The sequence below is a fragment of the Mesorhizobium sp. M7A.F.Ca.MR.245.00.0.0 genome (assembly GCF_003997415.1).
In the GTDB taxonomy this organism is placed as follows: Bacteria; Pseudomonadota; Alphaproteobacteria; order Rhizobiales; family Rhizobiaceae; genus Mesorhizobium.
In genome coordinates, this window is record NZ_RZTE01000012.1 from 81,766 (window position 1) to 94,750 (window position 12,985).

General features: G+C 63.9%; 11 protein-coding genes. 9 read left to right on the forward strand and 2 right to left on the reverse strand.

Going from position 1 to position 12,985, the window contains the following annotated elements; translation table 11 throughout:
- Position 1 precedes the first annotated feature (1 nt).
- On the forward strand, positions 2-1,153 hold the full coding sequence (locus tag EOB80_RS15205; RefSeq protein WP_127268585.1) for an efflux RND transporter periplasmic adaptor subunit: 1,152 nt from the start codon (positions 2-4) through the stop codon (positions 1,151-1,153).
- Positions 1,154-1,175: 22 nt separating this feature from the next.
- On the opposite strand, the gene EOB80_RS15210 is transcribed toward EOB80_RS15205, so the two are convergent.
- Positions 1,176-2,108, reverse strand: a complete 933-nt coding sequence (locus tag EOB80_RS15210) for a LysR substrate-binding domain-containing protein (protein ID WP_127328469.1) — start codon at positions 2,106-2,108, stop codon at positions 1,176-1,178.
- Between the two features lie 102 nt (positions 2,109-2,210).
- Between EOB80_RS15210 and EOB80_RS15215 the strand changes: the two genes are divergently transcribed.
- The 8 genes from EOB80_RS15215 to EOB80_RS15250 all read left to right on the forward strand — a co-directional run bounded on the left by EOB80_RS15215 (position 2,211) and on the right by EOB80_RS15250 (position 11,958).
- Positions 2,211-2,999 (forward strand): 2OG-Fe(II) oxygenase, encoded by a 789-nt coding sequence (locus EOB80_RS15215; RefSeq protein WP_127328470.1) that lies wholly within the window; start codon positions 2,211-2,213, stop codon positions 2,997-2,999.
- 107 nt (positions 3,000-3,106) lie between these two features.
- Positions 3,107-3,799: a GntR family transcriptional regulator gene (locus tag EOB80_RS15220; protein ID WP_023808713.1), complete on the forward strand. Its 693-nt coding sequence runs from the start codon at positions 3,107-3,109 to the stop codon at positions 3,797-3,799.
- Between the two features lie 35 nt (positions 3,800-3,834).
- A complete protein-coding gene (locus EOB80_RS15225; RefSeq protein WP_127328471.1) occupies positions 3,835-4,941 on the forward strand; it encodes a mandelate racemase/muconate lactonizing enzyme family protein in 1,107 nt (368 codons plus the stop codon).
- Position 4,942: 1 nt separating this feature from the next.
- Positions 4,943-6,127 (forward strand): mandelate racemase/muconate lactonizing enzyme family protein, encoded by a 1,185-nt coding sequence (locus EOB80_RS15230; protein ID WP_127328472.1) that lies wholly within the window; start codon positions 4,943-4,945, stop codon positions 6,125-6,127.
- Between the two features lie 244 nt (positions 6,128-6,371).
- A complete protein-coding gene (locus EOB80_RS15235; RefSeq protein WP_127328473.1) occupies positions 6,372-8,036 on the forward strand; it encodes an ABC transporter substrate-binding protein in 1,665 nt (554 codons plus the stop codon).
- Between the two features lie 70 nt (positions 8,037-8,106).
- Complete coding sequence (locus tag EOB80_RS15240; RefSeq protein ID WP_127328474.1) at positions 8,107-9,060, forward strand: ABC transporter permease; 954 nt, start codon at positions 8,107-8,109, stop codon at positions 9,058-9,060.
- The gene (locus EOB80_RS15245) at positions 9,057-9,935 is read left to right on the forward strand and encodes an ABC transporter permease (RefSeq protein ID WP_127322511.1); all 879 of its coding nucleotides are present in this window, start codon (positions 9,057-9,059) and stop codon (positions 9,933-9,935) included. The genes EOB80_RS15240 and EOB80_RS15245 overlap by 4 nt, the downstream gene beginning before the upstream one ends.
- Positions 9,928-11,958: an ABC transporter ATP-binding protein gene (locus tag EOB80_RS15250; protein ID WP_127328475.1), complete on the forward strand. Its 2,031-nt coding sequence runs from the start codon at positions 9,928-9,930 to the stop codon at positions 11,956-11,958. The genes EOB80_RS15245 and EOB80_RS15250 overlap by 8 nt, the downstream gene beginning before the upstream one ends.
- A 26-nt stretch (positions 11,959-11,984) precedes the next feature.
- Here the strand turns inward: EOB80_RS15250 and EOB80_RS15255 are convergent, their stop codons facing one another.
- The gene (locus EOB80_RS15255; protein ID WP_127328476.1) at positions 11,985-12,887 is read right to left on the reverse strand and encodes a LysR family transcriptional regulator; all 903 of its coding nucleotides are present in this window, start codon (positions 12,885-12,887) and stop codon (positions 11,985-11,987) included.
- Between the last annotated feature and the right edge of the window lie 98 nt (positions 12,888-12,985).

Genomic DNA, 12,985 nt, shown 5'->3' on the forward strand with positions numbered 1-12,985 from the left:
CATGCGTAAATGGAAAATCGCGTTGGGAACGGCCGTCGCACTGGGAGCGATCTCGGTGGCCAGCGTCCACCTGCTCGACATGGGCAACCTCAGCCTCAATGCCGGCACGGCCGCGGCGACGCCTGCTCCGGCGGCATTCGTCATGCCGGTGCCGGTGGTCAGTGTCGTCAAGAAGACGATCCCGATCTACCTGGACTATGCCGCGCGGACGGAACCGATCCGCAGCATCACCTTGCAGGCCAGGATTCCGGGCTATCTGCAGGAGCAGACCGCAGCCGACGGCGTCGACGTCCGGCAAGGCGATCTTCTCTACAAGATCTCGCCTGACGACTTCCAGGCGGCTCTCGACCAGGCCAAGGCGCAAGTGCAGCGCGATACGGCGACGCTCGACTATGCCCGCTCCAACCTCGGTCGCGGCACCGAGCTCGCCAAGAGCGGCTACCTCGCCAAGGACGGCTTCGACCAGCGCACCAGCACCTTGCGCGAGGCACAGGCGTCGCTGGCGGTCAACCAAGCGGCGGTCCGCACGGCGGAGCTCAATCTGAGCTACGCCGAAATCCGGGCGCCGTTTGGCGGGCGTCTCGGCCGCAACCAGGCTTCGGTCGGAACGCTGGTCAGCGTTGCCGGCACCGTGCTCAACACGCTGGTGCAACTCGATCCGATCTACGTCACCTTCAACCCGAGCGAGACGGATCTGGCCGAGATCGAGCAAGCCCGTGCGAACGGCCCGATCGAAGTGGAGGTGCTGCTCCCCGGCCAGACCGAGGCCAGCCAGAAGGGCGAGCTTACCTTCATCGACAATTCGGTCGACCGCTCGACCGGCACGATCACGGCGCGCGCAACGATCGGTAACGGCAAGTTCACGCTGCTGCCCGGCCAATATGTTCGTGTCCGGCTGCATGTGAGAGAGCAGGCCGACGCGCTGATGGTGCCGCAGACGGCGCTGGGCTCGAGCCAGCTCGGCAAATATCTCTATGTCGTCGGCAAGGACAACACGGTCGACCAGCGGCTGGTTTCGCTCGGACCGACGAGCGGCGGTCAGGTCGCCATCCTCAGCGGCGTCGCCGAGGGCGACCAGGTGATCACGGGCAATCTGCAGAAGATCGGACCCGGAGCGCCTGTATCGCCGATACCGGAAAAGCCGGCCACCTGAACACCCCCGTCAGGACCCGGCTTCAGCGCGGCGCCCCGACCTTCCCACAGGTCGCGGGCGCCGCTCGACTGAGCAGTTCCACCAGACCGGCAACATCGGCGCGGTCGGCCTTGGACGCCGGCATGAATGCACAGTAGGGATGCCCGAGGCGCACCGAGACGGAGGAGAGCGCAATCAGCCGACCGGCCTCCAGATCGGCGCGCGCCATGACCCGCTGGCCAAGCGCGATGCCCAGGCCCAGCCTTGCCGAGGCGATCGCAAGGCTGGACAGACCGACGCGCCGCCCGTGCGACGGGTCGGGTGAGCGGCTGCCGCCGGAGGCCGCAAACCAGTCAGCCCAGGTCGGGTGCGAGGCATAGTTCGGCCCCCAATTGGTGTGGATGAACTGGCTCTCGTGCAAATCCGCCAGACTGGGATCGCCATTGCCGTGCCGGTGCCAGAATTCCGGCGCACAGACCGGCAGGACGTCGTCATGAACGAGACGGACGAGTTTCAATCCGGGATAGTGATAATCGCCATAGCTGATGCGCAGGTCGATGTTCTGGCGCATCAGGTCGACCGGATCGTCCTCGACCCGAACGTCGATCGCCATCTGCGGAAAGGCATCGAGAAGTACCGCCAGCCTCGGCGCCAGCCACAGTTCGGCCAGCGAGAACGGCACGCTGACGACCAGGCGCGTCCGCATCCCGCCCTCCAGCATGCGCTGGCCTATGGCGGCGATGTCTCCTAGCGCCTTCGCCGTCTGTGGATAGATGGCGTGGCCGGCGTCGGTGAGCGCGATGCGATTGCCGCTGCGCACGAACAATTGCTTGCCGAACCAGTTCTCAAGATTGCGTATCTGCTGGCTGACCGCTGCAGAGGACACACCGAGTTCAGAGGCGGCCAGAGTGAAGCTGCCGGCACGCGCCGCAACCTCGAAAGCCTTGATCGCATTCAACGGAGGTAGCCGTTCCACATCGATTCCGTAAGTTTTTCTTAGCCAATCCTAACTATTTTCGGCGTTGAGAGAAAGATTTTTTTGCCGTCTCATAGGCTCGAAACCTTCGGAGCCATGACGATGAAAGACATCCTCGATCTCGATCGCTATCCGCTCGACCGCGAAGGCAGCGCCGAATGGCAGCGCCTTGTCGAACAATCCGTCGCCGCGCTCGAAGCCGACGGCATGTTCAATCTGGAAGGGTTTTTGCGCCCCGGCGTGGCGGAACAAGCCGTGCGCGAAATCCAGCCGGTGATGGCCGCGCGCTCGCATGTGCACAAGCGGATGCACAACATCTACTTCAAGCCCGACATTCCCGAGCTTGCACCCGACCATCCGGCGCTGCGCAAGGTGGAGACCATCAGCCACACCGTCTGTGCCGACCAGATTCCTGGCAGTGTCGTGCTCGCCATCTACGAATACGAACCGCTACTGCGCTTCCTGGCAGCGACGATGGGCAAGACCAGGCTGCATGTCATGCAGGATCCGTTGGCGCGAACCAATGTCATGGCCTATCGCGCCGGCGAGGCTTTGAACTGGCATTTCGATCGTTCCGAATTCACGACGACGCTGTTGTTGCAGGCAGCGGAGCGTGGCGGCGACCTCGAATACCGCACCGATCTGCGATCTGACTACAATCCCAACTATGACGGAGTCGCAAGGCTGCTGGAGGGGCGCGATCCCGATGCAAAGATCCTGCGCATGAAGCCCGGCACGCTGAATGTCTTCCGCGGCAAGAACACCGCGCATCGCGTCACCACGGTCGAAGGCGAGCGCGAGCGCATGATCGCGGTGTTTTCCTACTATGAGAAGCCCGGCGTGATGTTCAGCGCCGAGGAGCGCGTCGGCTTCTACGGCCGTGCCGCCTGAGACCGAAAGGCCGACATGCCAACGGTCCCCAAGAATCCGAAGATGACCTCTTGTTAGATTGTCGACAATCTGCTTGTCTTGCTTTCGATTTCCCTGGGAGTGGCCGAATGGCGAAAGCGGATTTCAGTCCGATTGCGGACACGACGCGACGCGCCGAGATCGTCGCGCTGTTGCGGCGCGCGATCCTGACCGGGCAGCTCGCACCCGGCCAGAAGCTCAACGAGCTGCGGATTTCCGAACAGATGCGGGTCAGCCGCGCGCCGTTGCGCGAGGCAATGCGCGAACTTGTCCAGGAAGGCATCCTGACCAGCATCCCCTATGCCGGCACCTTCGTCATCGAGGTCACAGCCAAGGACATCGACGATGCCTATTCGTTCAACAAGGTGATGGACGAGCTGGCCATCGAGCGGGCGTGGCCGCTGCGCGACCAGCGCTTCTTCGACGAGCTCGACCGGCGTCACGAAGCCGTGAAGCAGGCGACCCGTGCGTTGGACACGACACGCCAAATCGAAACCGCGCTGCAACTGCATGGCCTGATCTACGAATGGGCCGACAATTCGGTGCTGCTGGAAACCTGGCAGCGGCTGACCAGCCGGCTGCAGATGTATTTTGCGCTCCACCAGCATGCCCGCAATGAGCCGGTGCCGGCCGAAGACGTTCACGAAACCTATGTGCGGTTGCTGAAGGGCAAGGACATGCGTGCAGCCCAGCGCCATGCCAGGGAGCACATCGATCTCGATTTCGAGGAGTTGCTTGCCTACGCGCGCGGCCTCGAACAACGCCCGTCGAGGGGCGCCTGACCCGTTCCCAACACCACAGACAGCGGACAAGACACGTGCAGATCGAGACCATCAAGGCCTACCATGTCGTGCAGCCCTTCGTGGACGGGCCATACCGCATGTCGAAGGGGCGCGAGGCCGACGCTTTCGACGCGGTGATCGTGTCCATTGCATCAGACAGCGGCATCACCGGCTGGGGCGAGATGGCGCCGCTCGGCAATTTTTACTCGGCCGCCTTCCCGGCCGGCGTTCGCGCCGGCGTGGTCGAGATCGCGCCGCATCTGATCGGCCATGATCCGCGCGGACTAGCCAGCATCGGCCGGCTGCTGGACACGGTGTTCAAGGGTCATCCCTACATCAAGTCGGCGCTCGACATGGCCTGCTGGGATCTGGCGGGGCGCGCCGCCGACGTGCCGCTGGTCACGCTGCGCGGCGGCAAGGAAAGCGACACCGCAGAACTCTACAAGGTCGTCACGCACGGCAGCGTCGACGCCATGGCCGCGCTGGCCAAGCGCATCGTCAAGGACGGCTTCCACCGGCTACAGGTCAAGGTCGGCGGCAATGTGCATGACGACATCGAACGTGTCACCGCGGTCGCCGCCTCAGTGCCGAAAGGCACTGTCATCTTCTGCGACGCCAATGCCGGCTGGACGCCCTATCAGGCTCGCCAGTTCGCCGACGCGACGCGCAGCATCGACTACACGTTCGAGCAGCCCTGCACCACGATCGATGAAAACATGTCGGTGCGCCGCATGCTCGACAAGCCGATGGTGCTCGACGAATCCGTCACCTCGCTCGAGGCGATGCTGGAAATTCATCGCCTGGGTGCGGCCGACGGGCTGACCCTGAAGATCTCGCGCCTTGGCGGGGTGACGAAGACGCGCCAGATCCGCGACGTTGCTGTCGACCTCGGCTTCATGATCACGGTCGAGGACACGGGCGGCGCCGAGATCGACACCGCGGCCATGGCGCATCTGTCGTTGTCGACGCCGGAAGAGCGCCGGCTGCATGCCATCGCCTTCCATGAATGGGTGACGGTGCGCACGGCGTCGAACATGCCGCCGGTCACCGGCAGCCGCATGGGCATTCCGGACGGACCGGGCCTCGGCATCGACGTCGTTCCCGACCTGCTGGGCAAGCCTTTCTTCGAGGTCGGCCGCTGAGATGAAGATCCGCAGCATCAAAGCCACGCCGATCAATTTGCGCCTCGAGGCGCCCTATGCCTGGGTGTTCGGCGAACTCGACGGCTTTTCGCCGACCATTGTCGAGATCGAGACGGAGGATGGCTTGATTGGCCTCGGCGAAGCGCCGACGCCAGCGGCGGCCGCGATTATCAACGATGTCCTGGCGCCACGGCTGGTCGGCCGCGATGCCTTCGACATCGCCGGCGCCGAGCATGTCTGCCTGCCCTTTTGGACCGGCGTGCAGTCGATCAACGACCGCACCCGCATCATGGCCTTCGGCGCCATCGAGATGGCGTTGTGGGACCTGCGCGGCAAGGCGTGGAACCAGCCGCTCTACCAGTTGCTTGGCGGCGCCGTGCGCAAGGACATCCCGTTCACCGACTATTTTTCGCTGCGCGGTGATGGGCCAAAGGTGAAGGGCGAGACGACGCCGGAAGAAGTCGCCGATTATTGCGTCGAATTGCACGAGACGCACGGAACGACCTTCTTCGAAGGCAAGTTCTCGACCGATGATCCGAAAATCTCGTTAAAAATGGTCGAGCTGATCCGCCGTAAACTCGGCGACGATGCCATGATCCGCATCGATTCCAACCAGGCCTATTCGCTCAGCACCGCGCGTCGCCTAGCGCGGCCGCTGGAAGACCTCGGCGTGCGCAACTGGGAGGATCCGGTGGCGACGATCGAGGAGATGCGCGAATTGCGGCGCCATTGCTCGATCCCGTTTTCGACCCACAACATCGACATTGCGCGCGCCATGGAAACCAAGGTGCCGGACGCCTTCGTCGGCAACCCGACAACGCATGGCGGCATAAGCCGGCTGCTGCGCTTCGTCGGCGCCTGCGAGCACGCCGGCATCGATTTCTGGTGCTACAGCGGCGACAGCGGCATCGGCAGTGCCGCCTATCTGCACCTGTGCGCGGCACTTGGTTGGATCAGGGAGCCGAACCAGTCGCTGTTTCGCATGCTGCCGATGGATGTCACCGAGGAAGGGCCGTTTTCGCCAAGGAACAATTTCGTGCGCGTTCCGGAAGGTCCCGGTCTCGGCGTCACCTTGTCGCGCGAGAACCTCGCTGCCTGTCACAGAGACTTTACCGAGAAAGGACCGTGCAACAAGTATCATGACCCGGCAAAGCCCGGAACCTATCGCCGTTTGCCGCTGAACTAGACGGCGGCAGCCGGCCAGACAGCGGCCAAGAGACGAGAAGCCAACCGCGCGACTTCGGTCAGGAAGGTTGGACAAGACGATGGAGCAGTGCAGCCAGGAAGCCGGCGCGTCCACGCCACGACTGGATGGACCGGACAAAACCGCATGCTAAGGTTTCGGTCGACAGACCTCTCTGGCGGCCGAAAAATGGAGCAATCCACGAGATTTCGTCAACCATAAGAAATAGGGGAAAGGGTAAAAACCCATGAGCAAGAACTACACCATTCTCGACCTGATCCGGCGCAATCGCACGCCGCTTGAAAATCACCTGATCGACGGCCTCGTCGACGGTCGTGTCAGCCGCCGCGACTTCGTCCGGCACGGCAGCCTGCTCGGTCTGTCGCTGCCGCTGCTGGGCCGCATCGGCATGGTAGCCGGCCTTGGCGGCATGCCGACGCTGGCACGCGCCCAGGGCGCACCCGGCGCCACCATCCGTGTCGCCAGCAGCGTGCCGGCAGCAACGATCGACCCAGTCACCATTGCGGACGCCGGCGGCCTGCTGGTCATGCAGCAGGTTGCGGAATTCCTGTGCGTCGACGGCCCCGACCTCGTGCTGCAGCCGGCGCTGGCCGAAAGCTGGAAGCCGAACGACAATGGCACTGTTTGGACCTTCAAGCTGCGCAAGGGCGTAAAATTCCACAGCGGCGGCGAGATGAAGGCCGACGACGTCGTGGCCAGCATCGACCGCCTTGCCGACCCGGCCAACTCGTCCAATGCGCTGTCGGTGTTCACCGGCATCCTGCAGAAGGGGGCCTCCAAGAAGGTCGACGACTACACGGTGGAATTCCACCTCGATGCGCCGAACGGCAATTTCCCCTACATGCTGTCGTCCGACAACTACAACGCCGTCATCATCCCGGCGAGCTACAAGGGCGACTACGAAAAGAGCTTCGACGGCACCGGGCCTTTCAGGATCGAGAAATACACGGCAAAGGTCGGCGCATCCTTCGTCCGCAATGAGGACTATTGGGGGCCGAAGGCATTGCCCGAGCGCACCGAATTCACCTTCTTCACCGACATGCAGCCGCAGATCCTGGCGCTGCAGGGCGGACAGGTCGACATCATCAACCAGATGCCGGTGTTGGCCGGTGTCGCTCTGCTCAACGATCCGAACATCGACATCATCAGCCTGAAGTCGTCGGCCCATCAGCAACTGCACATGCGCTGCGACGAGGGCCCGTTGAAGGATGCGCGCGTGCGCCGTGCCATTGCGCTCTGCCTCGATCGCGACAAGCTGGCCGCCGGCCTGATGAAGGGACGCTCCGCTCTGGGCAATGACAGCCCGTTCGCCGCCGTCTACCCTTCGACCGATACGAGCGTGCCGCAACGCAAGCAGGATATCACCCAGGCCAAGCAGCTCATGGAAGCAGCCGGCCTTGGCCAGGGCTTCAAGATAACCCTGACCACCGAACGCTACCTGGAAATCCCTGAATACGCCCAGCTCATCCAAAACTGGGTCAAGGAGATCGGCGTCCAACTCGACCTCAACATCCTCGACCAAAGCGGCTATTACGGAGACGCGGTGTTCGGCAAGTCGAACTGGCTGGATTCGGTGATGGGCATCACCGACTATGGTCACCGCGGCGTGCCGAATGTCTATCTCGCGGCACCGCTGAAGAGTGAAGGCACCTGGAACGCGGCACACTTCAAGAACAAGGACTATGACGCGCTGGCGACCAGCTACATCGCGGCCCTCGATCTCGAGGCGCAGAAGGCCGACGCCGGCAAGATCCAGAAGCTGCTGCTCGAGGAAACGCCTGTCATCTTCGGCTATTTCTACGACTATCTGACGGCGACGGCGAAGGGCGTGGCCGGCGTACAGCCGACCGCCATGTCGCAGCTGTTCCTCGACAAGGCATCGAAGGCCTGAACGGAAGGGAAAGCCAATCCTCTAACAGCCAGCTCCCGCATGGGGGCTGGCTCCACAAGGAGTCCTAGCCATTCTCTCCTTCCTTGTCCGGCGTGTCTCGCTGTCGCTCGTCACGCTGTTCCTGCTCAGCATCATGGTGTTCCTGGGCGGCCAGGTGCTGCCCGGCAACGTCGGGCGCGCCATATTGGGTCCGTTCGCAGACCAGCGCGCGGTCGACGCGCTCAATCACACGCTCGGCGTCGATCGCCCGCTGCTAACGCAATACTGGAGCTGGATCTCCAACTTCGTCCAGGGCGACATGGGTACGTCCTACATCTTCCGCTCGCCGGTCGCGCCTTTCGTCATCGATGCGCTCGGCAATTCGATGAAGCTGGCGGCGGTCGCCTTCGTGCTGGTGGTGCCGATCGGCATCCTCGGCGGCGTCGCTGCCGCACTCAACCTCAACCGGCCGCTCGACCGCATCATCAGCCTAGGCGGCCTGTCGGTGACCGTGCTGCCCGAGTTCGTCACCGGCATCATCCTGATCCTGATCTTCGGCGTGTGGCTGCGCTGGCTGCCGATCTCAGCCGCATGGCCGCGCGATGCCGGCTTTTTCACCCAGCTCTATTACCTGATCCTGCCCTCGCTGCCGCTGTTCCTGGTGCTGTTCGGCTACATCGCCCGCATGGCACGCTCCGGCATGATCGAGGCGCTCGATTCCGACTACACGCGAACGGCCGTGCTCAAGGGCCTGCCCTGGCGCACGGTGATCTGGCGGCATGTGCTGCGCAACGCGCTGCTGCCGACCATCACCGTCATCGCGACGCAGACCGGCTACCTCATCGGCGGCCTTGTCGTCATCGAAACGCTGTTTCGCTACCAAGGCATCGGGTCGCTGATCTTCACTGCCGCGCGCGGCAAGGATTTCCCGATGCTGGAGTCGGGCATCCTCACCATCGGCATTGTCTATGCCGTGGCCACCCTTGTCGCCGACTTCCTCTATTCCGTGCTCAATCCGCGTATCCGTCTGGGGTCAGATCAATGAGCGCCGTCCAAACCAGCTCTCCGACACCAGACGACACGCGCCGGCGCGGCCCGCTGGCGGAGGTCTTTTACTCGCTGCTGCGCTCGCGCACATTCCTTGTCGGTTTCGCCATCGTGCTCTTCTGGGTTGCCTGTGCGCTGTTGGGCGAGCATTTCGCACCTTACGATCCGCTCGCCGACGACATCATCAACGCGCTGGCGCCGCCCTCTTCCGAACACTGGTTCGGCACCGACCAAATCGGCCGCGACGTCTTCTCGCGCGTCATCGTCGGTTCGCGCGACATCCTGACCGTCGCACCGCTGGCAACCTTGCTGGCGACGGTAGCCGGCACGGCGCTTGGCCTCCTTACCGGCTATTTTCGCGGTCTCGTCGACGATGTCGTCAGCCGCATCCTCGAAGCCTTCATGGCGATCCCGGTGGTCATCGTTGCGCTGTTGGCCATCGTTGCGCTCGGCACCTCCAAGACGACGGTCATCGTCGTCATCGGCCTGAGCTTCGCGCCGATCATCGCGCGCACCGTGCGCTCGGCGGTGCTGGCCGAGCGCGAGCTCGACTATGTCGCCGCCGCACAACTCAGGCATGAAAGTGCCCTGCATACGATGTTCGTCGAGATCCTGCCCAACGTCATCCCGCCGATCCTGGTCGAAACCACCGTGCGGCTCGGCTATGCCATTTTCGCCGTCGCCACGCTCTCCTTCATGGGCTTTGGCATCCAGCCGCCCTCGCCCGACTGGGGGCTGTCGATCTCCAACAATTACGGCATGATCGGCGGCGGCTTCTGGTGGACGGTGCTGTTCGATGCGCTCGCCATCGCTTCGCTGGTGATCGGCGTCAATCTGGCGGCCGACGGCGTTCACGGAGCGCTCAATGACTAACTCCGCCAAGGCCGAAAACGCACTCGAACTCACCGATCTTTCGGTGGCCTACCGCGTCGCCGGCCGCAATCGCGCCGTGCTGCGCAACCTCAGCCTCACCATCGGCCAGGGCGAAGCCTATGGGCTGGTCGGCGAGTCCGGTTGCGGCAAGTCGACAGTGGCGCTCACCGTCGTGCGCTATCTGCCGAGAAATGGCTCGATCACCGGCGGCGCGATCTCGCTCGACGGCCAGAATGTGATGAAACTTGACGCCGAAGCGCTCAGGCGGGCGCGCGCGGAAAGCGTCTCCATGGTCTATCAGGACCCGGGCAAGGCGCTGAACCCATCGATCCGCGTCGGCCGTCAGCTGACCGAGATTTTTGAACTCGGCGGCGTTTCGGGACGAGCGGCCACTGACCGGGCGATTGCGATGCTGAACCGCGTGCGCATCTCCGACCCCGTCAGCGTCATGCAGCGCTACCCGCACCAGCTTTCCGGCGGCATGCAGCAACGCGTGGCGATTGCCATGGCGCTGGCCAACGATCCGTCGATGCTGATCCTCGACGAGCCGACCACCGGCCTCGATGCGACGGTGGAGGCCGAAGTGCTCGACCTGATCGCACAGCTCAGGCAGGAACTGTCGGCCTCTATCCTGTTCATCAGCCACAACCTCGCCGTCGTTTCCAACATGTGCGACCGGGTCGGCGTGCTCTATGCCGGCATGCTGGTCGAGGAAGGGCCGACGGAGGTCGTGTTTAACGATCCGCGCCATCCCTACACGGTCGCCCTGCTGCGTTGCCTGCCGCGCGGCGGCCAACGCAAGGATCAGGGCCGGCTCGACACCATTCCGGGTTTCCTGCCCGGCATCGGGGCCGACATCAAGGGCTGCGCCTTCGCCGATCGCTGCGCGCTCGCCGACGATCGCTGCCGCAGCGAATTGCCGCCGCTCTATGATCTGGGCGGCCGGCTGTCGCGCTGCTTCCATCACGACAAGGCGCAAGCGCTGCCGCGTGCCACACCGAGCGATGTGGCGCCCGCCCCAAAGCCGGCGGCAGCACCGGTGCTGCGCGTCGCCGGGTTGAACAAGACCTATTCCAGCCACGGTCATGCACTGCGCGCCGTCAAGGATGTTTCGGTCGATTTGCGGCCCGGCGAGACGCTCGGGCTGGTCGGCGAATCCGGCAGCGGCAAGACGACCTTCGCCAGGCTGCTGCTCGGCCTGGTGCCGCCCGACGACGGCGGCACCATCGAACTTGAGGGCAAGGCGCTGGCGCCCAGGCTGGAGAACCGCAGCGACGACCAGATCAAGGCGATGCAGATCGTCTTCCAGAACCCGGACTCCGCACTCAACCGCTCGCATTCGATTCGCCATCTGATCGGCCGGGCGCTGAAGCGGCTGGCCGGCCTCTCCGGCAAGGCGCTGGAGGCGCGCCTCAACGACCTCGTCCGCTCTGTGCGGCTCACCGACCGCCATCTGGCCGTCAAGCCGCGCCAGCTCTCCGGCGGCCTGAAGCAGCGCGTCGCCATTGCGCGCGCCTTCGCCGGCAATCCGCGCATCGTGGTGTGCGACGAGCCGACCTCGGCGCTCGACGTCTCGGTGCAGGCTGCGATCCTCAATCTGCTCGCCGACCTTCAGTCGAAGGAAGACGTCAGCTACATCTTCATCTCGCACGACCTTGCCGTGGTGCGTTACCTCTCCGACAAGATCGCCGTGCTCTATCTCGGCCGCATCATGGAACTCGGACCGTCGGAAGATGTCTTTTCCGGCCCGCATCACCCCTATACCGAGGCGCTTTTGTCGGCCGTGCCCAAACTCGACCAGACCGATACGGCACGCATTCGTCTCGACGGCGAGATCCCCAGCGCCACCAGCCCGCCGTCAGGCTGCGTGTTCCACACGCGCTGCCCGCGCAAGATCGGCCCGATCTGCGAGCAGCAGGAGCCGCCACTCGGCGAGGCCCAGCCCGGCCATTCCATCCGCTGCCACATTCCTTACTCCGAACTGGCCAGGCTGCAGAGAGCGGTCGTGACCGAGCCGGCATAGCGCTCTCGCTCGCGTGGCTTGGCCGGTCAGATCTGGCCGGCCATGCTGAGAGCACGGTCACCTTCTGAAAAGCCCTGCCCTTCGGCCCAGTCCCTGGCCAGCGTGCGCAGACCTGTGAGCGCGACATCCAGAACATCCGAGGACACGGGGTTCGAGGGATAGGCGAGGTAGATCGGCCGCTGGAATACCGGTGTGTTGTCGATGCGCCGCATCTCGCCGCGCTCGATATGACCGCTGACGGCACTGAGCGGCAGATAGGCGGCGGCCTGCTGCGACTGCACGTGCTGCAGCCCGATGAAGACCAGCCCGGCCGAAATCGCCGGCTTGACCATGCCGGCAAAGGCGCGGTCGTGCTCGATGCGGAACTCCAGTCCCCAGTCCATCAGGATATAGTTTTCGGTCCATGGCTTGGTCTGTGCGGCGTGCTGGACGAGCACCACCTGATCGACGGCCAGCGTCTCGTAGACAATGCCGGGATGCGGTCGCGGCAGATAGAGGATGCAGATGTCGAGCAGGCCTTCCGCCAGCTGGTCGATCGCCAGATCCGGGAAACTGCCTTCAAGCCGCAGCGCCACGTTCGGCCGCCTGGCGCGCATCCACTCGACCCATGGCGAGGTGATGCGGTCCCAGAGATAGGCAGGCGCGGTCAGCCGCAGCAAGGTTTCGTAGCCATCGGGAACGGCGATATCCTGCCGTGATTGCTCCCATGTGCGGGTGATGGACGATGCGTGCGGCAGGAACTGCCGGCCGGCAGGCGTCAGCGTGACGCCATCGCGGTCGCGCACGAAAAGCCGGCGCCCCAGCTGCTCCTCCAACCCCCTGATCCGCGCGCTGACGGTGGACTGGGCGAGGTTGAGCCGGCCAGCCGCGACGGTGAAGCTGCCATGCGTGGCGACTTCGAGAAAGCTGCGCAGATTCTCAGTGTCCATGCCCACCTCTTGCATCGAAAATTTCGATGACCCCTATCAAAAAATATCGCTTTCCGGCGGCAGTCAACAATGAACTAGATGACTGAACCCCAGACAAG

Coding starts and splice junctions, on each gene's coding strand:
- EOB80_RS15215 (WP_127328470.1), top strand. CDS start 2,211: ATGAAAGACATCCTCGATCTCGATCGCTATCCGCTCGACCGCGAAGGC.
- EOB80_RS15205 (WP_127268585.1), top strand. CDS start 2: ATGCGTAAATGGAAAATCGCGTTGGGAACGGCCGTCGCACTGGGAGCG.
- EOB80_RS15255 (WP_127328476.1), bottom strand. CDS start 12,887: ATGGACACTGAGAATCTGCGCAGCTTTCTCGAAGTCGCCACGCATGGC.
- EOB80_RS15245 (WP_127322511.1), top strand. CDS start 9,057: ATGAGCGCCGTCCAAACCAGCTCTCCGACACCAGACGACACGCGCCGG.
- EOB80_RS15250 (WP_127328475.1), top strand. CDS start 9,928: ATGACTAACTCCGCCAAGGCCGAAAACGCACTCGAACTCACCGATCTT.
- EOB80_RS15235 (WP_127328473.1), top strand. CDS start 6,372: ATGAGCAAGAACTACACCATTCTCGACCTGATCCGGCGCAATCGCACG.
- EOB80_RS15220 (WP_023808713.1), top strand. CDS start 3,107: ATGGCGAAAGCGGATTTCAGTCCGATTGCGGACACGACGCGACGCGCC.
- EOB80_RS15230 (WP_127328472.1), top strand. CDS start 4,943: ATGAAGATCCGCAGCATCAAAGCCACGCCGATCAATTTGCGCCTCGAG.